Origin of the sequence: Sphingomonas sp. Leaf198 (assembly GCF_001424005.1) — a bacterium.
Classification (GTDB): Bacteria; Pseudomonadota; Alphaproteobacteria; order Sphingomonadales; family Sphingomonadaceae; genus Sphingomonas.
The window spans coordinates 998,983-1,019,513 of sequence record NZ_LMPX01000001.1 but is presented as its reverse complement, the minus strand read 5'-3'; the positions used below and the strand labels follow the sequence as shown (position 1 = coordinate 1,019,513).

The 20,531-nt window shown below is 67.1% G+C and carries 20 protein-coding genes and 1 riboswitch; of the genes, 11 read left to right on the top strand and 9 right to left on the bottom strand.

What is annotated here, in order from left to right; translation table 11 throughout:
• The first annotated feature begins 21 nt into the window (after positions 1-21).
• From modA to ASG20_RS04650, 3 genes are read left to right on the top strand one after another with little or no spacing between them, the layout of a single operon-like run.
• A complete protein-coding gene (modA, locus tag ASG20_RS04660; protein WP_056049128.1) occupies positions 22-777 on the top strand; it encodes a molybdate ABC transporter substrate-binding protein in 756 nt (251 codons plus the stop codon).
• Positions 778-1,467: a molybdate ABC transporter permease subunit gene (gene modB / locus ASG20_RS04655; RefSeq protein WP_056049126.1), complete on the top strand. Its 690-nt coding sequence runs from the start codon at positions 778-780 to the stop codon at positions 1,465-1,467. It abuts the gene before it with no gap.
• Positions 1,457-2,056: an ATP-binding cassette domain-containing protein gene (locus tag ASG20_RS04650; protein ID WP_056049123.1), complete on the top strand. Its 600-nt coding sequence runs from the start codon at positions 1,457-1,459 to the stop codon at positions 2,054-2,056. Before modB ends, ASG20_RS04650 begins: the two co-directional genes overlap by 11 nt.
• A gap of 31 nt (positions 2,057-2,087) precedes the next feature.
• Here ASG20_RS04650 and ASG20_RS04645 read toward each other — a convergent pair whose 3' ends face one another.
• The gene (locus ASG20_RS04645; protein ID WP_082470728.1) at positions 2,088-4,319 is read right to left on the bottom strand and encodes a glycoside hydrolase family 3 N-terminal domain-containing protein; all 2,232 of its coding nucleotides are present in this window, start codon (positions 4,317-4,319) and stop codon (positions 2,088-2,090) included.
• A 79-nt stretch (positions 4,320-4,398) separates the two neighbouring features.
• Positions 4,399-6,333 carry a molecular chaperone HtpG gene (gene htpG / locus ASG20_RS04640; protein ID WP_056049120.1) on the bottom strand — a complete coding sequence of 645 codons (1,935 nt, stop codon included), beginning with the start codon at positions 6,331-6,333 and terminating at the stop codon, positions 4,399-4,401.
• Positions 6,334-6,501: 168 nt separating this feature from the next.
• Here htpG and ASG20_RS04635 point away from each other — a divergent pair, with 168 nt between their 5' ends.
• On the top strand, positions 6,502-7,179 hold the full coding sequence (locus ASG20_RS04635) for a peptidylprolyl isomerase (protein ID WP_056049116.1): 678 nt from the start codon (positions 6,502-6,504) through the stop codon (positions 7,177-7,179).
• A 178-nt stretch (positions 7,180-7,357) separates the two neighbouring features.
• Here ASG20_RS04635 and ASG20_RS04630 read toward each other — a convergent pair whose 3' ends face one another.
• The gene (locus ASG20_RS04630) at positions 7,358-8,974 is read right to left on the bottom strand and encodes an NAD(P)/FAD-dependent oxidoreductase (RefSeq protein ID WP_056049113.1); all 1,617 of its coding nucleotides are present in this window, start codon (positions 8,972-8,974) and stop codon (positions 7,358-7,360) included.
• Positions 8,975-9,034: 60 nt separating this feature from the next.
• Here ASG20_RS04630 and cobO point away from each other — a divergent pair, with 60 nt between their 5' ends.
• From cobO to cobS, 5 genes are all read left to right on the top strand, one after another.
• Positions 9,035-9,634 (top strand): cob(I)yrinic acid a,c-diamide adenosyltransferase, encoded by a 600-nt coding sequence (gene cobO / locus ASG20_RS04625; RefSeq protein ID WP_443025872.1) that lies wholly within the window; start codon positions 9,035-9,037, stop codon positions 9,632-9,634.
• 203 nt (positions 9,635-9,837) lie between these two features.
• A riboswitch (cobalamin riboswitch) is annotated at positions 9,838-10,031 on the top strand.
• Positions 10,032-10,203: 172 nt separating this feature from the next.
• Positions 10,204-10,611 (top strand): DUF1636 domain-containing protein, encoded by a 408-nt coding sequence (locus tag ASG20_RS04620; protein WP_056049106.1) that lies wholly within the window; start codon positions 10,204-10,206, stop codon positions 10,609-10,611.
• A complete protein-coding gene (gene cobT, locus ASG20_RS04615) occupies positions 10,608-11,621 on the top strand; it encodes a nicotinate-nucleotide--dimethylbenzimidazole phosphoribosyltransferase (RefSeq protein WP_056049105.1) in 1,014 nt (337 codons plus the stop codon). The genes ASG20_RS04620 and cobT overlap by 4 nt, the downstream gene beginning before the upstream one ends.
• Positions 11,622-11,629: 8 nt before the next feature.
• Positions 11,630-12,187, top strand: a complete 558-nt coding sequence (locus tag ASG20_RS04610) for a histidine phosphatase family protein (protein WP_231420422.1) — start codon at positions 11,630-11,632, stop codon at positions 12,185-12,187.
• Positions 12,184-12,897 (top strand): adenosylcobinamide-GDP ribazoletransferase, encoded by a 714-nt coding sequence (gene cobS / locus ASG20_RS04605; RefSeq protein WP_056049098.1) that lies wholly within the window; start codon positions 12,184-12,186, stop codon positions 12,895-12,897. Before ASG20_RS04610 ends, cobS begins: the two co-directional genes overlap by 4 nt.
• Here cobS and ASG20_RS04600 read toward each other — a convergent pair.
• The 3 genes from ASG20_RS04600 to ASG20_RS04590 are packed head-to-tail and all read right to left on the bottom strand — an operon-like array spanning position 12,862 to position 16,224.
• Positions 12,862-14,331: a cobyric acid synthase gene (locus ASG20_RS04600; RefSeq protein WP_056049094.1), complete on the bottom strand. Its 1,470-nt coding sequence runs from the start codon at positions 14,329-14,331 to the stop codon at positions 12,862-12,864. The genes cobS and ASG20_RS04600 overlap by 36 nt on opposite strands.
• Positions 14,319-15,257: an adenosylcobinamide-phosphate synthase CbiB gene (gene cbiB, locus ASG20_RS04595; RefSeq protein WP_056050435.1), complete on the bottom strand. Its 939-nt coding sequence runs from the start codon at positions 15,255-15,257 to the stop codon at positions 14,319-14,321. The genes ASG20_RS04600 and cbiB overlap by 13 nt, the downstream gene beginning before the upstream one ends.
• Entirely contained in the window at positions 15,250-16,224 is a 975-nt protein-coding gene (locus ASG20_RS04590) for a threonine-phosphate decarboxylase (protein WP_056049092.1), read from the bottom strand. The genes cbiB and ASG20_RS04590 overlap by 8 nt, the downstream gene beginning before the upstream one ends.
• A gap of 101 nt (positions 16,225-16,325) precedes the next feature.
• Here ASG20_RS04590 and cobU point away from each other — a divergent pair, with 101 nt between their 5' ends.
• Both cobU and ASG20_RS04580 read left to right on the top strand, forming a co-directional pair.
• Positions 16,326-16,898, top strand: coding sequence for a bifunctional adenosylcobinamide kinase/adenosylcobinamide-phosphate guanylyltransferase (gene cobU, locus ASG20_RS04585; RefSeq protein WP_269083204.1), 573 nt, complete (start codon positions 16,326-16,328; stop codon positions 16,896-16,898).
• Between the two features lie 336 nt (positions 16,899-17,234).
• Complete coding sequence (locus ASG20_RS04580) at positions 17,235-17,972, top strand: Crp/Fnr family transcriptional regulator (RefSeq protein WP_056049084.1); 738 nt, start codon at positions 17,235-17,237, stop codon at positions 17,970-17,972.
• On the opposite strand, the gene ASG20_RS04575 is transcribed toward ASG20_RS04580, so the two are convergent.
• The 3 genes from ASG20_RS04575 to ASG20_RS04565 form a co-directional block, all read right to left on the bottom strand.
• Entirely contained in the window at positions 17,969-18,187 is a 219-nt protein-coding gene (locus tag ASG20_RS04575) for a hypothetical protein (protein WP_056049081.1), read from the bottom strand. The two genes, ASG20_RS04580 and ASG20_RS04575, sit on opposite strands and share 4 nt — an antisense overlap.
• Positions 18,188-18,293: 106 nt before the next feature.
• The gene (locus ASG20_RS04570; RefSeq protein WP_056049078.1) at positions 18,294-19,310 is read right to left on the bottom strand and encodes an arginine N-succinyltransferase; all 1,017 of its coding nucleotides are present in this window, start codon (positions 19,308-19,310) and stop codon (positions 18,294-18,296) included.
• Positions 19,307-20,512, bottom strand: coding sequence for a hydrolase (locus ASG20_RS04565; protein WP_056050434.1), 1,206 nt, complete (start codon positions 20,510-20,512; stop codon positions 19,307-19,309). Before ASG20_RS04565 ends, ASG20_RS04570 begins: the two co-directional genes overlap by 4 nt.
• Positions 20,513-20,531: the final 19 nt, after the last annotated feature.

Sequence of the window (20,531 nt, the reverse complement as noted above, 5' to 3'; positions counted from 1 at the left end):
TCGAAATTATGGGGTCTCTGTATGCGGTATCTGATGGCGGCACTGGCAATCCCGGTGGGCCTTGCGAGCGGCACCGCGCAGGCGCAACGTCCGCCGCTGGTGCTCGCTGCCGCATCGCTGCAGGAATCGCTGACCGCCGCGGCCGATGCGTGGGCCAAGAAAGGCCATATCAAGCCGACCATCTCGTTCGCCGCATCGTCGGCCTTGGCCCGGCAAGTCGAATCCGGTGCACCCGCCGATCTGTTCGTTTCCGCCGACGAGGACTGGATGAACGAGCTCGCGAAGAAGAACCTGATCGTCGCTACGAGCCGCGTGACGTTCCTCGGCAATCGCCTCGTCGTCGCCGCCCCCGCCGACAGCAAGGTCCGGATCCCGGTGCGTCCTCCCGCAGCACTCGCGCGCGTGCTGACTGCTGGGCCGCTGGCGATGGCGGACACAGCGGTGCCCGCGGGTAAATACGGGCAGGCGTCGCTGGAGAAGCTCGGCGTCTGGGCGCAGGTCTCGCCGAAGGTGGTGCGCGCTGAGAATGTTCGCGCGACGCTGGCACTGGTCGAGCGCGGCGCGGCGCCGCTCGGGATCGTCTATGCGACCGATGCTAAGGCGTCCGCCAAGGTCCGCATCGCGGGCGTCTTCCCCGAAAACACGCATCCCGCGATCACCTACCCGGTCGCGCGATTGAAGGCGTCGACCAATCCCGATGCCGAGGCGTTCCGGCGATTCCTCGTTTCGCGCGAGGGCAAGGCGATCTTCGTGCGCTACGGGTTCTCCGCGCGCTAAATGCTTGACGCGGCCGAATGGGGGATCGTCGCGCTGTCGCTGAAGGTCGGCGGCGTGGCGATGCTGGTAACCCTGCCGGTCGCTTTCGCGCTGGCCTGGCTGCTCGCGCGCGTCCGCTTCCCGGGCAAGGTTGTCGTCGATGCGGCGATCCATCTGCCGCTGGTGGTGCCGCCGGTGGTGACCGGATGGTTGTTGCTGCTCGCGTTCGGGCCCAATGGGCCGATCGGTGGGTGGTTGCAGGACTGGTTCGGGATCACCGTGCTGTTCCGCTGGACCGGCGCGGCGATCGCGGCGGGGGTGATGGCGTTGCCACTGATGGTGCGGGCGATGCGGATTTCGATCGAGGCGGTCGACAGGCGGCTGGAGAATGCCGCGCGAACGCTGGGGGCGGGGCCCTGGCGTGTGTTCTGGACGCTGACGCTGCCGCTCAGCATCCCCGGCGTGCTGGCCGGCGCGGTGCTTGGCTTCGCGCGATCGATCGGCGAGTTCGGCGCGACGATCACCTTCGTGTCCAACGTCCCGGGCGAAACGCAGACCTTGCCGCTGGCGATCTACTCCGCGTTGCAACAGCCGGGGGCGGACGCGTTGGTGTGGCGATTGTCATGTGTGTCCGTGGGCTTGTCGCTCGTTGCTCTGATTGCGTCGGAACTGTTGACGCGGCGCGCGGGACGGGGGCTTCATGTCCTTTGAAATCGACGTCGAGAAGCTGCTCGGCGATACGCAGGTTTCGCTGACGCTCGACGCAGGCGAGGGCGCTACCGTGCTGTTCGGCCCTTCCGGCGTCGGCAAGTCGAGCGTCCTGAACATGGTCGCCGGACTGCTCCGGCCCGATCGCGGGCGGATCGCGATCGATGGCGAGACGCTGTTCGGCGACGGCATGGACGTGCCCCCCGAACGCCGCCGCGCCGGCTATGTCTTCCAGGAAGCGCGACTGTTCCCACACATGCGCGTCCGCGCCAACGTGCTCTATGGCGTACGCGGCGAGGCCGAGCGGTTCGAGGACATCATCGGCTTTCTCGGCATCGGCCATCTGCTCGAACGATGGCCCCGCACGCTGTCGGGCGGCGAAGCACAGCGGGTGGCGATCGGTCGTGCGCTGCTCAGCCAGCCGCGCTTCCTGCTGCTGGACGAGCCGCTGTCGTCGCTCGATCGGGCCCGCCGTGAGGAGATCATGCTGGCGATCGAACATGTCCGCGACGTGCTCAAGCTGCCGATCCTGATGGTCACGCACGACCCCGAGGAAGCCGAGCGGATCGGAAACCGGGTCGTGCGGATGTAGCGTATTCCCCCCGCCGAGGCGGGAGAACAGCTTATATGAGTTCGAAGCTCTGTTTTTCGCCGGCGACCGAACTCGTCGCGACCCAGAGGTCGAACATACCAGGCTCGATCACCCAATCGCCGTCCCCCCAGAACCGCAGGTCATCGCGCTTCACGGTCAATGTTACGCGTTTCGACGTGCCTGGTGCCAGCGAGACGCGCGCGAATCCCTTGAGTTCGCGGACCGGCCGCGTGCGGCTGGCGACGCGGTCGTGGATGTAGAGCTGCACGACTTCGTCGCCGGCCCGCGCGCCAGTGTTGGTGACGGTGGCGGTGACGGCGAGCGTGTCGGTCATTTGCGCCGGCAGGACGACGTTCGAAACCGAAAAGCTGGTGTAGCTCAGGCCATGCCCGAATGGGTAGAGCGCTTCGTTCTTCGTCTCGCGGTAGCGCGACTTGTATTCCTGGCTGCCCGTATCCGGTGCCGGGCGGCCGGTGTTCTTGTGGTTGTAGAAATAGGGTTCCTGGCCGCTTTCGTTGGGGAAACTCGCGGACAGCTTGGCGGACGGGTTGACGTCGCCGAACAGCACGTCGGCGATCGCATGGCCGCTTTCGGACCCGAGAAACCACGTCGCCAGGATCGCCGGCGCATCCTTGACGGCACCGTGCAAGGCGAGCGCGCGGCCGTGGCGAAGCAGCACGATGACCGGCTTGCCCGTCGCCGCGATGGCTTCCGCGACCGCCATCTGCGGCGCTGGGATCGTGATCTCGGTGCGCGATTGCGCTTCGCCCGACATGAGCTGCGATTCGCCGACCGCGAGCAGCACGATATCCGCAGCGTACGCAGCGGCGACCGCTGTGGCGATCCCGCCGGGCAGGGGAGCTTCGATCTCGGAACCCTGCGCCGTCGTCACGGTCAGCCCGCGTGCGCGAAGCCCTTGCGCGATCGAGACGTTGAGCTTTTCGTCGGCCATGAACGCCCACGTGCCGACGACGTTCTTGCGATCCTCCGCGAACGGGCCAATCACGGCGATCCGCCCCGGGTTCTGCTTCAAGGGCAACAGGTCGCCATCGTTCTTCAGCAGCACGATCGACCGCGCGCCGGCCTCCCGGCTGAGCTTGAGCATGGCGGGCGTCGAGACGCTGGTGCGTTCGGCCTTCCGGCTGACCGAGCGATAGGGGTTGTCGAACAACCCGATCGCATCCTTCAGGTGGAGCACGCGGCGCACGCCTTCGTCGAGCCGCGCGAGCGGGACTTCGCCCTTCTCGACGAGGTCGGGTAGCCACAGATTGAACAGGTTCGACTGCATGGCCATGTCCATGCCCGCCATGAACGCCTTCTTCGCGGCGTCGCGGCCGTCCTTGGCATAGCCGTGCGCGATCAGTTCCTCGTCCGCGGTATAGTCGCCGACGACCATCCCGCGGAACCGCCACTCGCCGCGCAGGAGGTCGGTCATCAGCCAGTGATTGCCGCTGGAAGGAACGCCGTCGATGTCGTTGAACGCGCTCATCAAAGTGGCAACGCCCGCGTCGACCGCAGCCTTGAACGGCGCGAGATGGACCTCGTGCAGCGTGGCGGGGGAGATTTCTGTGAAATTGTAATCCTGCCCGCCCGAGACCGCGCCGTATGCGGCGAAATGCTTGGCGCAGGCCGCAACGCGGGTCGGATCGCGCAGATCGTCCCCCTGGAAACCGCGCACGCGCGCCTTGGCCAGCTGGATGCCCAAATACGGGTCCTCGCCGGAGCCTTCCGCGACGCGGCCCCAGCGCTGGTCGCGGGCGACGTCGACCATCGGCGCGAAGGTCCAGTGAATGCCGAGCGCGGTGGTTTCCAGTGCCGCAGCGCGCGCGGTCCGCTCGGCGAGGTCGGGATCGAACGCGCAGGCCTCGGCGATCGGCAGCGGGTAGGCGGTGCGAAGGCCGTGGATCACGTCGCCGGCGAAGATCAGCGGGATCTTGAGCCGGGTTGCCATCGCCGCGTCCTGGGCGGCCTTCGCGCCGGTATAGCCGACGCCGTTGAACAGCATGCCGATCTGGCCGGTCTTGATCCGCGCGATCTGCTCGGCCGCGCCGCCGGTCGCGAGACCGGGATTGAACGGCACGCCGATCGGGCGGATCTGATCGGAGAAGCAGCTGAGCTGGCCCGCCTTTTCGGCCGGGGTCATCTTCGCGATCAGGCTCTCGATCCGGTCGTTCTGCGCGAGTACGGCGGTCGAGCCGAGCGAGAGGCCAGCAATGGCCGCGCCGCCGGTCAGTATCTGGCGGCGATCTAGAATGGGCGACATGTCCTGCTCCTTCGTCTTGGGAGCGGGGTAGTCGTTGGACCACGGTTCCGCAAATCTGCGGAACCGTGGTGTAGGTCGCTCAGCCCAACGCGCGCGTGAACAGCCGCGACAGGCGGGCGGAGAAAGCGCGGGCATCGACCGGGCGCTCGCCATCGGCGATCTGCGCTTCGTCGAACAGCAGGTGCGCGGCGTCCTCTCGCAGCGCGGTCTCGTCCTCGCCGAGCGCGGCCAGCTTGGCGATCAGCGCAGAGCGCGGGTTGATCTCCAGCACCGGCTTGGCGGCGGGCATCGCCTGACCGCTCGCGGCCAGGATCCGCTCGAGCTGGCGGTCCATGCCGCTATCGGCCGCGACGAGGCAGGCCGAACTGTCGGTCAGACGCTCCGACGCGCGGACCTCCGAGACCGCATCGGCGAGCGTCGTCTTCACGAACGCGATGAAGTCCGCGACTTGCGGCGTGGTGTCGGCCGTCGGTGCTTCGGCGCCGTCGACCAGCGGGATCAGGCCGAGATCGGCAGCGCCCTGCGTCACCGATTTGAACGGCTTGCCGTCGTGATCGATACCCGCCGTCACCCAGAAGCCGTCGACCGAGTCCGGCAGCAGCAGCACTTCGATCCCGCGCGCGCGGAACCCTTCGAGCTGCGGCGAGGCTTCGAGCCGGTCGAGATCGGTACCAACCGCGTAGTAGATCGCCGTCTGGTTGTCCTTCATCGCCGCGACGTAGTCGGCGACAGAACGCCATGCGCCGGCCGACGTCGTGGTCTTGAACCGTGCGAGTTTCAGCAGGGCCTCGCGCCGTTCGAAATCCTCGTACAATCCTTCCTTCAGGACCGCGCCGAAATTCTCCCAGATCTTCGCATAGGCATCCGCATCGCGGGTCGCGAGCTTGTCGAGTTCGCCGAGCACGCGGCCGGTGACGCCCTTGCGGATCGCGGCGAGCATCGGGCTCTCCTGGATCATCTCGCGCGAGACGTTGAGCGGCAGGTCGGACGAATCCACCAGCCCGCGCATGAAGCGGAGGTAGCGCGGCAGGACTTCGGCGTCGTCGGTGATGAAGACGCGCTTCACGTACAGCTTCATGCGGCCGTTGCGATCGGGATCGAACAGGTCGAACGGCTTTGCGCCGGGGACATAGGCGAGCACCGAATATTCGTGCAGCCCCTCCGCGCGGTAGTGGAGCGTCAGCGCGGGTTCGTCGAACTGGCCGGAGACGCTGCGATAGAAATCGGCATAGTCTTCCGTGCTGATCTCGGACTTCGGCTTGGTCCAGAGCGCGGCGCCGTCGGCGATCTCGACCGGCTCGGCGTCGGGCGTTTCGCGAAGCGTGATGGGGACGGGGACGTGGCCCGACTGGTCCTTGATCAGCCGTTCGACGGTATAGCGCTCGGTGAAGGACGTCGCGTCCTCCAACAGATGGAGCACGACGCGGGTCCCGCGGGCGGGCGCATCGGCGAGGTCGACGGGCGCGATCGTGTAGGTGCCGAGACCATCCGACGACCAGACCGACGCGGTGTCGGCGCCAGCGCGGCGCGAGACCACGTCGACCTTCGATGCGACCATGAACGCGGAGTAGAAGCCGACGCCGAACTGGCCGATCAACTGCGCACCGTCCGAGCCGGTCGAGGCGGCGATACGGTCCATGAACGCCTTGGTGCCGGAGCGCGCGATCGTGCCCAGAGCCTCGCCCATGTCCTCGGCGGTCATGCCGATGCCGTTGTCCTCGATCGTCAACGTCTTGGCGTCGGGATCGAGCGTTATGGCGATCTGCGTGCGGGCTTCGCCTCCGACCGAGTCCGGACCGAGCAGTTCGGGGGCACTCAGCGCCTCGTAGCGGAGCTTCTCGCACGCATCGGCCGCGTTCGAGATCAGCTCGCGCAGGAACACGGTCTTATCCGAATAGACCGAGTGCACCATCATGTGCAGCAGCCGCGAGACATCCGCTTCGAACGCGTGCGTTTCTGCAGGCTGCGTATCGGAAGGCTGGGTTTCCGCGGCTTGAACGGGTTGGTTGGTCATGGGCTGTTACGGCTCTCTTATGGGTAATGACGGTCGAGAGTTGGCCGGCTCGGAGGGTAATTTCAAGAGTGCGTCGTCGTCGGACAGGGTGCCTCAAGCCGGCCGATGTTGCGTTGGCATCGCTTGGCGGTTAGCGGGCCTCGATCAGCCGCTATGGGAATACTCGACATGCGCCGTTTTATCATCGGGTTGGCGGGGGTGTTGAGCCTCACGACCGCGGTCGGGGCGCAGCCTGCGTCGCGCGGCATATCGGTCGCCAAGCCCGGTATCGTGCGGGTCCGGATCGTCACATCGGAGGGGCCGATCCTGCTGGGGCTCGACGCGCGCCATGCGCCCAAGACGACCCAGAATTTCCTCGAATATGTCGATGATGGACGCTTCGACGGGACCGACTTCTACCGCGCAAGCCGGCAGAAGTCGGCGCCGAAAACCGGGTTCGTTCAGGCGGGCATCCGCACCGATGCGCGGCGAATCCTGCCGCCGTTCCCGCTCGAGACGACGGCGATGACCGGGATCAAGCACGGCGACGCGACGATCTCGATGGCGCGCGGGATGAACCCGGCTTCGGCCGGGGGTAATTTCTTCATAACCGTCGGGCCTGCGCCGGCGATGGACGCGCGTGCGGGATATCCGGGGTATGCGGCGTTCGGGCACGTCATCGCCGGGATGGACGTGGTGAAGCGGATTCTCGCCAAGCCGACCGGCGGCGGAATGGATGCGTTCAAGGACCAGATGATCCTGAAGCGCGTGGCGCTGGTGAGCGCGCGACGGCTCGACGGCGTGGCCAAGCCGACCGGGTTGCCGAAGGCCTGGCTGATCAAAACGGGACCTGGCCGGGCGAAGTGACTTCGCCGCCATTCGGGGCTGGTTCTGCGCCCATACGGGCGAGCACGTCCACCACCCCGGCGAAGGCCGGGGCCCAATTGGAACGGTCCCGGTAACGGAGGATCGTCCTCGGTCATCGACGTCCCCCGATTGGGCCCCGGCCTTCGCCGGGGTGGTATTCGGGCGCTCGTTTCGGGCGTCAGGCAGTGAGGCTGAGCGCGACCGCTTCCGCAACCTTAATGCCGTCGACTGCGGCGGAGAGAATACCCCCCGCATAGCCGGCGCCTTCGCCCGCCGGGAAGAGGCCGGCGGTGTTGAGGCTGACGAAATCGTCGCCGCGCGTGATCCTCACCGGCGACGAGGTGCGCGTTTCGACCCCCGTCAGCACCGCGTCGGGGTGATCGTAGCCGGGGATCTCGCGGCCGAACGCGGGCAACGCCTCGCGCAACGCCGTGATCGCGAACTCCGGCAAACACTCCGACAGGTCGGTCATGTGCACACCCGGCTTGTACGACGGGATCACCGAGCCGAGCGCGGTCGAGGCGCGACCCGCGAGCAGGTCGCCAATGCGTTGCGCAGGTGCCTTGTAGTTCGAGCCGCCCGCGACATAGGCACGCGATTCCCAATGCCGCTGCAGCTCGATCCCGGCGAGCGGGTGGCCGGGATAGTCGCGTTCCGGGTCGATGCCGATCACGATGCCGGAGTTCGCGTTGCGTTCGTTGCGCGAATATTGGCTCATGCCGTTGGTGGCGACGCGGCCCTCTTCGGAGGTCGCCGCGACGACGGTGCCGCCGGGGCACATGCAGAAGCTGTAGACGGTGCGGCCGTTCTTGCAGTGGTGCGACAGGCTGTACGCTGCCGCGCCGAGATCGGGATGGCCTGCGCACGGCCCGAACCGGGCTTCGTCGATCCACGACTGCGGATGCTCGATGCGGACGCCGATCGAGAAGGGTTTCGCCTCGACGTATACGCCCTTCGCATGCAGCATCTCGAACGTGTCGCGCGCGCTGTGGCCGACCGCGAAGACGACGTGGTTGGCTTCGAGATAGTCGCCGGTGCTGAGGTGGAGGCCGCGGAGTTGGCGCGTGCCGGCCTCCTCCACGATGTCGAGACCGTCGACGCGCGTCGAGAAGCGGTATTCGCCGCCGAGCGCCTCGATCGTCTCGCGCATGCTCTCGACCATCGTGACGAGGCGGAAGGTGCCGATGTGCGGGTGCGCTTCGGTGAGGATTTCAGGCGGTGCGCCGGCTTTGACGAACTCGGTCAGGACCTTGCGGCCGAGATGGCGCGGGTCCTTGATCTGGCTCCAGAGCTTGCCGTCGGAGAATGTGCCGGCACCCCCCTCGCCGAACTGGACGTTCGATTCGGGGTTGAGGACGCTCTTGCGCCAGAGCCCCCAGGTGTCCTTGGTGCGCTCGCGGACGACCTTGCCGCGGTCGAGGATGATCGGGCGGAACCCCATCTGCGCGAGGATCAGTCCGGCGAAAAGCCCGCACGGCCCTGCGCCGACGACCACCGGACGCGGGCCGGTATAGCTCGCGCCGCCCTTGGTGACGGAGCGGTAGCCGGTGTCCGGCGTGCGCTGGACGTGACGATCCTTGCGGAAGCGCTGGAGGACCGTGTCCTCGTTCTTCAGCGTGACGTCGACCGAATAGACGAGCTGGATGTCCATCTTGTCGCGCGCATCGTGCGCGCGACGCGCCACGGTGTAGCGGATCAGGTCGCGCGGGGTGACGCGCAGGCGATCGCGGATCGCGGCGGGGAGCGCTTCGTCGGCGTGGTTGAGCGGGAGCTTGAGGTCGGTAATGCGGAGCATGTCGGTCGCTCTAGCGCCGCGCGGCGCGATCCGCCATCGGGAGGACGAGAGGACTTGATCATGCGGACCGACGACGAACAGAATGCCAAGAGCGCCAAGCGCAAGGAGGTCCACGACCGGATCGTTGCGAGCAAGACGATCGAGAAAGGCCTGATCATCGTCCACACCGGCAAGGGCAAGGGCAAGTCGACCGCCGCGTTCGGCATGGCGGTGCGGATGATTGGGCATGGGCGCAAGGTCGGCGTGGTGCAGTTCGTCAAGGGCGCGATGACGACGGGCGAGAAGGCGGTCTTCGACGCGTTCCCCGCGTTGTGCGAGTTCAAGCCGATGGGGGAGGGCTTTACCTGGGACACGCAAGATCGCGCGCGCGATATCGCGGTGGCGCGCGAGGCTTGGGACGAGGTGAAGCGGATGGTTGCGGATCCGTCGTACGCGATGGTGGTGGCGGACGAGCTGAACATCGTTTTGCGGTATGAGTATCTGCCGGTCAACGAGGTGCTGGCGGCGTTGGCGGCGAAGCCCGAAATGACGCATGTCGTGGTGACCGGGCGGAACGCACCGGATGCGTTGATCGAGGTGGCAGATCTTGTGACCGAGATGACGCAGGTGAAGCATCCGTTCCGATCGGGGGTGAAGGCGCAGGCGGGTGTGGAGTTCTAGGCGGGTTTCAGACGGCGGTTGGGTCGGTCGCGCTGCTGACCCAAAGCTCCGTCATCCTGACGAAAGTCAGGACCCAGAGCCACGACGGCCGCCGCCCGTTACCCTGGCTCCTGACTTTCGTCAGGATGACGGGAGGGCGTGAGGACTGCTGGCGGACTTCTAACCGACGTAGCCGTGTCTTGCGTCGTGTCTTCCTCCCGCCTATCGCTCCCTCCGCGACAGGTTCCCCCGATGCTCGCGCGGAGGGGGATGAAAATGGGAACGGGAAACCCCCGGCTGCCCCTGCAACTGTACGCGGCGAGCCATCGTGCCTCATGCCATTGGGATGGTCCCGAGAAGGCGGCGCGGACGGCGTTGACCCGCGAGCCAGGAGACCTGCCCGTCGCGGTCGTCTTTCGTCCGGCCAGGGTGCGCCGAACGGACGGGTAACACCCCGAGCGACGACATCGCTTCGCGTCGCGCGAAGGCTGGAGGCGTGCGCCTTCGGCCTCTCGCGCGGTGCGGGACCGACTGTCCGAAGGGGTTCCTATGCCAAGTTCACAACGTTCTGAGATCGTCCGGGAACGGACATGCTGAAGCCCGTCGACGACGGCGTCGCGGTGGTCGCGTGCAATACGTGTCGCCATTCCACCGACGCCCGCGATGACGGTGAAGGCGTGCGTGGCGGCGCGCGGCTCGTCAACGCATTGAAGGCGGTGCAGGCGAGCGATCCCGCTTATGCCGACGTCGCGGTGCAGGAGATGCCGTGCCTGTTCGCCTGCCAGGAGTTCTGCACGATCCATCTGCGCGCGCCGGCCAAGGTCGGCTATGTGCTCGGCCGGTTCGAGCCGACCGAAGACGCCGCCCGCGCGATCCTCGATTATGCAAAGCTCTACGGCGAGAGCGCGTTCGGGCAGGTGCCGTTCAAGCAATGGCCGCAAGGCGTGAAGGGTCACTTCATCACCCGCACGCCGCCCGCCGGGTTCGTCGTCGAATGACCGCGTTCGCGACGCCCGCTGCGTTTCTGGCGGCGTTACGCGGCTTGCCGCAGGCGGACGCCGCGGCGCGATCCGCGGCGATCGCGCGGCAGGGGGAACTGACCAAGCCACCGGGCTCGCTCGGTCGGCTGGAGAATATCGCGGTGTTCATGGCCGGCTGGCAGGGTAATCCGCTGCCCCGGCTCGATCGCGGCAGCGCGGTCGTGTTCGCGGGCAACCACGGCGTCGTCGCGCGCGGCGTCAGCGCGTTTCCGGCTTCCGTCACCGCGCAGATGGTGGCCAATTTCGAGCATGGCGGTGCGGCGATCAACGCACTATCGCGCGCGGCCGGCCTCGATCTCAAGATCGCGTCGCTCGACCTCGACCGGCCGACTGCGGATTTTACCGAAGCCCCGGCGATGTCGGAGGAGGATTGCCTCGCCGCGATCAACACGGGCGCGGCTGCGGTCGCGGATGCGCCGGACCTGGTAGTGCTTGGCGAGATGGGCATCGGCAATTCCACCACCGCTGCGGCGCTGTGCTTGGCGAGCTTCGGCGGGTCGGCGAGCGACTGGGTCGGGCCGGGCACGGGGGTCGATGGCGAGGGTATGTGGCGGAAGGTCGCGGTCGTCGAGGCTGGAATCACGTTGCACCGGGATGCTCTCACCACGCCGTTCGAGATCTTGCGCAGGCTCGGCGGGCGTGAACTGGCGGCGATTGCGGGCGCTGTCGTGGCGGCGCGGCTGGCGGGCGTACCGGTGATGCTCGACGGGTTCATCTGCTGTGCGGCGGTCGCGCCGTTGGCGGCGGCCTGTCCCGACATCCTCGCGCATTGCCTGGCCGGGCATGTCTCCGCCGAACCGGGACATCGGCGTCTTCTCGACCGCATGCGTCTCGAGCCGCTCCTGTCGCTCGGGATGCGGCTAGGGGAAGCGAGCGGTGCGGCGACCGCGACGTTGCTAGTCCGGGCGGCGCTTGCGGTGCATGCCGAGATGGCGACGTTCGCCGAGGCGGGCGTTTCGGCGGCGTGAGCGCACATATGCTGTTTCTGATGCGGCATGGTGCGCCCGAGGTGCCGGGGCGGTTGCTCGGGCGCACAGACGACCCGGCGACGGAAGCGGGGATCGCCGCATGTGTCACGCGGGCTGATGGCCTCGCGGTGGACCGGATCGAGGCGTCCGATCTGATCCGTGCGCGCGCTTGTGCGGAGGCGATCGGTGAGCCGCGCGGTGTTCCGGTCGAGATCGATCCACGCTGGCGGGAACTCGATTTCGGCGCTTGGGACGGGCTAGCTCCCGCGGCAATCGACTCCGCGGCGTTGTCCGCGTTCTACGACGATTCCGACGCGTCGCCGCCGCCCGACGGTGAGCGCTGGTCCGCGTTGCAGGACCGTGTCGCGCGCGCACTGGCGGAGATGCCGCCGGTCTCGACGCTGGTCGTGACGCATGGCGGCGCGATACGTGCGGCACTCGCGGACCTCTGCGGGTTCGATCGGCGGCAGGTCTGGGCGTTCGATCTGCCCTATGCCGCGCTCGTCTCGCTACGCATTTGGCCGGGCCGGCCACGCACGGTGCAGATCGTCGGGCTGGCGACGTGAAGCGGCTGATCGTCGCGTTCGGGTTCCTGACACGCTTGCCGATGCCGCGCGTCGATGTCGGCGCTGAGGATTTCGCGACGGCGATCCGCTTTTACCCGATCGTTGGCCTTGCGATCGGCGCGCTCGTCGCCGCGGCCGGCTGGCTCGGTGCACTCGTCGATCCGTGGACGGGCGCCTGTGCCGCGCTGCTGACCTGGATCGCAGTGACCGGCGCGCTGCATCTCGACGGCCTTGCCGACCTCGCCGATGGTCTCGGCGCCGCGCATGGCGATCGGACACGGTTGCTCGCAGTGATGGCCGATCCGCATATCGGCAGCTTCGGCGTCGTCACGATTGCCGGTCAGATGCTCGCCAAGCTGGTGCTGCTGCACGCGGTGGGAGCGAACTGGGCGCTGATCCTCGTGCCGTTTGCCGCGAGGATAGGACCGCTCGTCTGGGCTAGGCTGCTGCCACCGCTGCGTCCTGGCGGCCTCGGCGCAGCGGTTGCCGGTGCGGTGCGTGGGCGTGACCTTCTGGGGTGGGGGCTGCTGCTCGCGCTTGCCGCTGCCGTGGTGCCGGCGCTGGTCGCCCTGCCGCTGCTCGTGCTCGGCGTCGCGACCTGGCTGCGGCGGACGCTCGGCGGTGTGACGGGCGATGCACACGGCGCCGGGATCGAGATCGTCGAGACCGGGCTGCTAGTCGCGCTCGCGGTGGCCGGCGCGCTCGCTTAGCGCCAGCAGCGCGTCGAGATCGACATGACGTTCGAGCGTCGCGGCAATCGCATCGAGTGCGGCATCGATCGAGGCGCCGTGATCGGGCCCGCTGGCCGTGACGCCAAGCCGTGCGAGCCACGCCGCACGCTGCTCTGCGAGTGCGAGTAGGCCGTGGACATAACTTCCCGCCACCAGTCCGTCCGCGCTCGTCGCGCCTTCGGGACTGCCATCGGCGCGGTGGCCGACCGGGTGCGCGGTCGCCGGTCCGGTCGTCGCGCCCATGTGCATCTCGTAACCCTCGAACGCCGCCCCCTGGGCTCGCCCGCGAACCCGGTCGAGCGTCTTGCGGCCGGTGAGGACCGTGTCGACGTCGAGCAGCCCCAGTCCGTCGACGCGCCCCGCCGGCCCTTCGATCCCGTCTGGATCGGCGATGCTGCGACCGAGCATCTGGTAGCCGCCACAGAGCCCGAGCACCGGCTTGCCGCGGCGATGATGCGCACGGATATCGATGTCCCAGCCTTGCGCGCGGACGAAGGCGAGATCGGGAATCGTCGCCTTCGACCCGGCGAGCACGATCATGTCGACGTCGGGGATCGGCGAGCCCGGCGGCACCATGACCAGCGCGACGCCGGGTTCGAGCCGGAGCGGATCGAGGTCGTCGAAATTGGCGATCCGCGGCGTGATCGGGCAGGCGATCGTAACGCGGCGTTGCGAACTGGCGACCGGGCGTTCGAGGATCACCGCGTCCTCGCTCGGCAGCCGTATCGCGTCGGTCAGCCACGGCACGACGCCGTACCCGCGCCATCCGCTGCGTGCCTCGATCGCGCGGTAGCCATCGTCGAACAGCGCAGGGTCGCCGCGGAACTTGTTGATCAGGAAGCCGTGGATCATCGCCGCATCGGCCGGATCGATCACCGCGCGCGTGCCGACGATCGCCGCGATCACGCCGCCACGGTCGATGTCGCCGACCAGGATGACGGGGACGTCGGCGGCGCGCGCGAAACCCATATTGGCGATATCGCCGTCGCGCAGGTTGATCTCGGCGGGGCTGCCCGCGCCTTCGACGACGACGAGATCGCAGCCGGCCGACAGTCGCTCGAAGCTGTCGAGCACGTCGACCAGCAGTCCTTCGCGCCCCTCGCGCCAGCGTGCGGCGGCAAGCGTACCACGGACCTGGCCGCGGACGATCAATTGCGAGGTGCGGTCGCCCTGCGGCTTGAGCAGCACCGGATTCATGTCGACGCTCGGCTCGACGCGGCACGCGATCGCCTGCGTCGCCTGCGCGCGGCCGATCTCGCCACCATCGGCGGTGACGGCGGCGTTGTTCGACATGTTCTGCGGCTTGAACGGTCGCACCGACAGTCCGCGGTTGACGAACGCGCGACACAACCCCGCGACGAGCACCGACTTGCCGACGTCCGAGCCGGTTCCCTGGAGCATCAGAGCGCCCATGCAATCCCTCCGGCAATCACGACAAGAAGGACGCACACCCGGCGATAGACGCGAAGCGCGGCGCGAAGGTCGAGCGCGGTGGCGTCGGCGCGGCCATCGCCGATATAGGGTTTGGCAAGGGTCAGCCCGCCATAGGCGATCGGTCCGGCGAGGCGAAGACCGAGCGCGCCGGCCATCGCTGCCTCGGGCCAGCCGGCGTTGGGCGAGGCGTGATTGCCGGCGTCGCGCCACATCGTTCGCCACCCGCCGAGCCCCGCGACGCAGACCAGGACGCCGCTCAGCCGCGCCGGAACCAGATTGACCAGGTCGTCGGTGCGCGCGGCGGCCCAGCCGAACGCGCGCCAGCGGTCCTCGCGGTGACCGATCAGGCTGTCCGCCGTGTTGATCGCCTTGTAGGCCCACAGCCCGGGGACGCCCGCCACGAGCAGCCAGAACAGGGGTGCCACTACCCCATCGCATAGGCTTTCCGCCAAGCTCTCGATCGCGGCGCTCGCGACGCCACTCTCGTCGAGTGACGCGACGTCGCGCCCGACGATCATCCCGACGCGGGATCGTGCGGCGGGGAGGTCGCCGGCTTCGAGCGCCATCGCACACGGCACGACGTGATCGTACAGGCTGCGGATCGCCAGCCCGGGTGCCGCCAGCAGGCCCAGCCCGAGCCATGCGAGCGGACCAAGCGCAAAGCGGGCAAGCGCGACGAGCGCCAGGGCGGTGGCGATCGTCACACAGAGCAGCAGGGTCAGCGCGAGAATGCCGGCGACGCGTCGTTTCGCGAACGACCAGGACGTCCTGTTCCAGTTTTTCTCCGTATACCCGATGAGGCGGGCGAAGCCGCCGACGGGATGTCCGACCCGTGCGTAAAGCGCCGCTGGCCAGCCGATCGCGATGTCCAGCACCAGCGCGACCAGGGCGACGGGCTCAGCCATGCGCGAGGGCTGCATCGAGGCGGGCGAATGCGGCATCGTCGCCCGGCACGCCTAGTCTCAGCCATCGCGGCGCATAATCGAAGCGGCGGGTTAGGATGCCGGCGTGCGCGAGACGCTCGAATATCGCGTCGGCCGCATCGTGTTCGACCAGACGAAACAGCGGGCATTCGCCCGATGCGGCGATGTCATGACCACGCAAGAGCGCATCGAGGCGATCGGCGCGCGCACCAATCGATCGGCGCGCCTCGGTTTGCCAAGCGGTATCACGATAGGCCGCGCACCCATAGGCAATCGTCTGCGCGGATACGGGCCAGCTTCCCAGCCTGCGCCGCATCGCAGCCGCGAGATCGACCGGCGCGATCATGAAGCCCAGGCGGAGGCCGGCAAGCCCGAAAAACTTGCCGAACGAGCGGAACACGACCGCGCGGTCGTCGGCCGAAAGATGTGGCACAATGCTGGTCTCGGGCACGACATCGGCAAACGCCTCGTCGACGACCAGCCACACGCCGCGTCGGGCGAGACCAACGAGACGCTCGGGCACATCGCGCCGGCCATCGGGATTGTTGGGGTTCGCGAGCAACACGGTCCCGGTCGTGACGCCGTCGATCGCCGCGCGGTCGATACACTGGGCATTCGCGAAAGCCTCTGCGTGCGTGCCGTAGCTCGGGACGACGACCCGGAGCGGGGAGGGGAGGTCGAGCGCGTCCAGCTGCCGCAGCCCGATCTCGCTGCCCGGCAGCGCGACGACGCGGTCAGGGGTGGTGCCGAACACCTCCGCCGCCACCGCCTCGAGATCGAGCAGCGCATCGGGCGAAGGCAGCGCGTGCGTATCGACCTCGATCCCGGAGGGGGGCACCCAGGGTTGGGAATTGATCCCGGTCGACAGATCCAGCCACGGCCGCGGCGCGTCGGGATAAAGCCGCGCGGCAATGTCGACCCTTCCTCCATGAACGCGCAGTGCCGACATATCATCTTTCACATGATCAGACGGGCTTTCGCTTGATCTTCCGGGCGTCATCGTCATTCCGTTGGCGCGCCGCAAGCGCGAAGGGGTGTGAAATGTATTCAGTGGACGCGTCGTTCGGCAAAACCCTGTTGGTCCTGGGGGGCGCGCGCTCGGGCAAGAGTCGCCATGCGCAGGCGATGGCCGAACAGGCGGCCGAACACGCCGCGGCACAGGGCAGTGATCTGGTCTATGTCGCGACGGCGCAAGCCTTTGACGACGAGATGGTCGATCGTATCGTCCGTCATCGCGCGGACCGCGACGCGCGATGGCGAACCGTGGAGGCGCCGATCGCACTCTCCGAGGCGTTGGCGGACGCCGATGGTGCGGCCAGCGTCATCGTGGTCGACTGTCTGACGCTCTGGATGACGAACCTTCTGCTCGGCGACCACGATATCGAGGCGCAAACCATCGACTTGCTGGCGGTGATCGCCAGCATGCGGGGCCGGGCGGTGTTCGTGTCGAACGAGGTGGGGATGGGCATCGTCCCCGATAATGCCCTTGCCCGGCGGTTCCGCGACGAAGCCGGCCGGCTGCATCAGCGCCTCGCTGCGCAGGTCGACTCGGTCGATATGGTATTCGCGGGACTGGTCCAGCGGTGGAAGGGCGTTTCTCCCGCGCAATCATTTCATCGGTAATCCACGATTTTTTCGGCTAAATAATCTGATCGAAATCGTGATGGCCTCGCCAAAAATGGAGCCGAAATAAGAGGCGCACGTTGCGATATATCGCGCTTAAATTTCATGATCGCGCGATCATCGTAACAATGAATTTCGGATATAATTCTGTCTAATCACACAGATTATCCATACTAGGCCGCGCGATATTTATTTTGGTAATATTTATATTTCGTAAGATATGTGTGAATAGCGGGCGTCCTTCTATGTTATTATCGTTTATCGTCAGCCGACGCATGGGCTCTGACGACCGAGAGAGGCTTGTGCTCCCGCCCCGATTTTTGCGGGAATACGTTTATGAGTTCAACCTCCGGACCGCTGTCGCTGTTGGTCCGCAAACTCGAGACGCACGCGGTCCTCGATGCCGCCGATCGGTCGGCGCTGCTCGCGCTTCCCTACACCTGCCGGACCTACGAGGCCTCGTCGTATCTGGTGCGCGAGGGCGATGCGCCGGCGCAATGCGCGGTGTTGTTGACGGGGTTCGCCTATCGCCAGAAACTCACGGGGTCGGGCATGCGACAGATCGTGTCGATGCACATCCCCGGCGAGGCGCTCGATTTCCAGCACCTCTTTCTCGATGTCGCGGATCACAACGTCCAGACGCTGACCCGTGCGGATGTCGCGACGATCCCGCGGACCGCGCTGCGTGAGCTGGCGCGGTCGCGCGCGTCGATCGGCAATGCGATCTTCATCAACACGCTCGTCGAGGCGTCGATCTTTCGCGAATGGATCCTGAACGTGGGCCGCCGCGATGCACGGTCACGGCTCGCACACTTCCTTTGCGAGTTTGCGATCCGTCTCGACATGCAAGGGCTGACGGGGCCCGAGGGCTATGAATTGCCGATGAGCCAGGAGCAGCTAGGCGATGCGCTGGGTTTGACCGCGGTGCATGTAAACCGGACGATCAAGTCGCTCGAATCCGATGGACTGATCTCGCGAAACCGACGCCGGATCAGCTTTCCGCGCTGGGATGCGTTGCAAGAACTCGCCGATTTCTCGACGCGTTATCTGCACCTATCCCAGCAGCGCGGTTAGCGATCGCGCGACGGATCCACCGAGTCGATCAACCGCCCGCCAGCCATGAATACGGCGATGGGGCAGGCTGCGAACAACAGCCAGCCGCCATAGCCCGGGTATTGCTGGAGGTAATGCATCCCGCGCTCGACCGCACCGAGCCCCAGCCCGTAGATGACGAGGAACGCCTCAAACTTGGTCTTGACGACGAACAGGCGGGCAAATTTGGTCCACATGACGCGAAATCAGCAAGACCCGTGCCATTGGCCGAATCCTGCCGGTCCCGATCGGGCTTGGATGGTTAACTGTAAATTAACCCGACGCATTCGGGATCGTCCCGGTTCAGATTCGGCTGACGTGCAGGACCGTATCGCCTTCGCCGATCGCTAGCACGTCGGCGCAGTCTCGGGCCAAGATGATCCCGTCGTCAGCATCGCGCACGTCGCCGAAAGCTGCACGGAAATCAGCGAGGTGCCCGGTAGCGACGAGATCCTGCTCGCCGCCGCCGCCATCTATCGCGGCAATCCGGCTCTGACGCGCTTCGGCGATGGTGCGGACCCGGTCGGTGCGCGCGGTCATGGTCGGGCCACCGTCGAAGATGTCGACATAGTTTTCGAACGCGAAGCCTTCGTTCTCGAGCATCCGCATCGCCGCACGACCTGAAGGGTGTGGCAAGCCGATCGCGGCGCGCGCGCTTTCGGTGAGCATCGCGGTGTAGATCGGGTGCTTGGGCATCAGGTCGGCGATGAACTGGTGGCCGTTGATCGCGTTGAACTGATCCGCGTCCTGGAAATTCATCCCGAAGAACCGCCCGGCGAGACCGTCCCAGAACGGCGAGCCGCCCGCTTCGTCGATCACGCCGCGCAGTTCGGCAAGGATGCGGTCGGCAAAGCGCGCGCGGTGCATCTTGATGAACAGATAGCGGCTGCGGGCGAGCAACAGGCCGAGGCCACCGGCGCGTTCGCCGGGATGGAGGAACAGCCCGCCGACTTCGCTCGCACCCTCAAGGTCAGTGGCGAGCGTCAGCATGTCGGCGCGGAACGTGCGGTTCAACTCGCGGCTATGCTGCGTCAGCTGGCCGATCCGGTAGCTGTAGAACGGGTAGCTCTGGCCGACCTGCGTGAAGATCTGGCAGGTCCCGCGGACCTCCTTCGTCGCGACATTCTCTAGCACCAGCACGAACAGTTCGTCCTGGACCGGGCCGTCGGTGCGCGCGAACGCGGCGTGGCTGCGTTCGAGCTTGGCGGTCAGCGCGCGCCGATCCGGGGGCAGGTTGGTGAATCCGCCGCCGGTGAGCTTGGCCATTTCGTAGAGATGCTGGAGATCGTCGTCGACCGCGGCCCGGATCCTGAAACTCACAAACGGCCCTCCGCGATACGCATTATGGTGACGGCCGACAGCGCCGCGCGCTCGGCCAGACTGTCGGGAATCATGAACTCGTCCACCGAATGGATCGCGCCGCCGCGGACACCCATCGTGTCGACGACCGGCACGCCGGCGGCCGCGATGTTGTTGCCATCGCAGACGCCACCGGTTGCCTTCCACGCGATGTCGAGGCCCAGATCGCTGCCGGAACCCTTCACCAGCTCGAACAATCGCGCGGCGCCGGCATCGATCGGTTTGGGTGGGCGGTTGAAACCGCCATGAACCTCGATCCGGACGTCGTGCTCGGCGGCAACCATCGCGACCGCGGACTCGATATGCGATTGCGCGCGCGCGATCTCGTCGAGCGTCGCGGGGCGGAAGTTGATGCGGAGAATGGCGAGGTCGGGGACGACGTTGTTGGGCCCGCCGCCCTCGATCCGTGCCGGATTGACCGCCAGACGCGGACCGCGGACCTTCGCCAGCCGCACCGCGATATCGGCGGCGGCGACGATCGCGTTGCGGCCATCGTCCGGGTTGCGGCCCGCGTGCGCGCTGCGGCCGCGGACGATGATCGAGAAATTGCCCGTACCGCCCCGCGCGCCCGCCAGCGTGCCGTCGGCGAGCGCGGGTTCGTAGGTGAGCGCCGCCACCTTGCCCTGCGCGGCGCTGGCGAGCAGCGCGGCGGAGGAGAAGGAGCCGGTCTCCTCGTCCGAGTTGATCACCACGTCGTAACCGATCCGCGCCGCTGCCGGGCTCGCCTCGACCGCGGTGAGTGCGGCGAGCATCACCGCGAGGCCACCCTTCATGTCGGCGACGCCGGGACCGTTGAGACGGCCATCGTCCAGCCAGCGAAGCGACTGGAACGCATGATCGACCGGATAGACCGTATCCATGTGCCCGGTGAACAGCATCCGCACCGGCGCGTCAGGCCTGACCACCAGATGCAGATGCTTGCCGTGCTGGAGCGAGGATACGACGCCGTCCGATCCGACGCTGTCGACCGGGGTCGGCTCGACCAGCGTGACCTCGCCCGGCAATCGCGCGAAGGCGTCGCCGAGCAGGCCCGCCATTGCCGCCAGCCCCGCCAGATTGCGCGTGCCGCTGTTCACCGCCGCCCAGGCCTCGACCTGCGCGAGCATCGGTGCCGCGCGCGCCGCGTCCACGGCGTCGCGCTCGATATTGGAAAGTCCCCTCATCATGCGACCCTAGCGGGGC

What these genes read in the sequence shown, in the direction of transcription:
- cobO (WP_443025872.1), top strand. Translation starts at nt 9,035, where the DNA reads ATGCGGACCGACGACGAACAGAATGCCAAGAGCGCCAAGCGCAAGGAG.
- ASG20_RS04610 (WP_231420422.1), top strand. Translation starts at nt 11,630, where the DNA reads ATGCTGTTTCTGATGCGGCATGGTGCGCCCGAGGTGCCGGGGCGGTTG.
- ASG20_RS04590 (WP_056049092.1), bottom strand. Translation starts at nt 16,224, where the DNA reads ATGTCGGCACTGCGCGTTCATGGAGGAAGGGTCGACATTGCCGCGCGG.
- ASG20_RS04565 (WP_056050434.1), bottom strand. Translation starts at nt 20,512, where the DNA reads ATGAGGGGACTTTCCAATATCGAGCGCGACGCCGTGGACGCGGCGCGC.
- modA (WP_056049128.1), top strand. Translation starts at nt 22, where the DNA reads ATGCGGTATCTGATGGCGGCACTGGCAATCCCGGTGGGCCTTGCGAGC.
- cobT (WP_056049105.1), top strand. Translation starts at nt 10,608, where the DNA reads ATGACCGCGTTCGCGACGCCCGCTGCGTTTCTGGCGGCGTTACGCGGC.
- htpG (WP_056049120.1), bottom strand. Translation starts at nt 6,333, where the DNA reads ATGACCAACCAACCCGTTCAAGCCGCGGAAACCCAGCCTTCCGATACG.
- ASG20_RS04600 (WP_056049094.1), bottom strand. Translation starts at nt 14,331, where the DNA reads ATGGGCGCTCTGATGCTCCAGGGAACCGGCTCGGACGTCGGCAAGTCG.
- ASG20_RS04650 (WP_056049123.1), top strand. Translation starts at nt 1,457, where the DNA reads ATGTCCTTTGAAATCGACGTCGAGAAGCTGCTCGGCGATACGCAGGTT.
- ASG20_RS04630 (WP_056049113.1), bottom strand. Translation starts at nt 8,974, where the DNA reads ATGCTCCGCATTACCGACCTCAAGCTCCCGCTCAACCACGCCGACGAA.
- ASG20_RS04620 (WP_056049106.1), top strand. Translation starts at nt 10,204, where the DNA reads ATGCTGAAGCCCGTCGACGACGGCGTCGCGGTGGTCGCGTGCAATACG.
- cbiB (WP_056050435.1), bottom strand. Translation starts at nt 15,257, where the DNA reads ATGGCTGAGCCCGTCGCCCTGGTCGCGCTGGTGCTGGACATCGCGATC.
- ASG20_RS04645 (WP_082470728.1), bottom strand. Translation starts at nt 4,319, where the DNA reads ATGTCGCCCATTCTAGATCGCCGCCAGATACTGACCGGCGGCGCGGCC.
- modB (WP_056049126.1), top strand. Translation starts at nt 778, where the DNA reads ATGCTTGACGCGGCCGAATGGGGGATCGTCGCGCTGTCGCTGAAGGTC.
- ASG20_RS04575 (WP_056049081.1), bottom strand. Translation starts at nt 18,187, where the DNA reads ATGTGGACCAAATTTGCCCGCCTGTTCGTCGTCAAGACCAAGTTTGAG.
- ASG20_RS04635 (WP_056049116.1), top strand. Translation starts at nt 6,502, where the DNA reads ATGCGCCGTTTTATCATCGGGTTGGCGGGGGTGTTGAGCCTCACGACC.
- ASG20_RS04580 (WP_056049084.1), top strand. Translation starts at nt 17,235, where the DNA reads ATGAGTTCAACCTCCGGACCGCTGTCGCTGTTGGTCCGCAAACTCGAG.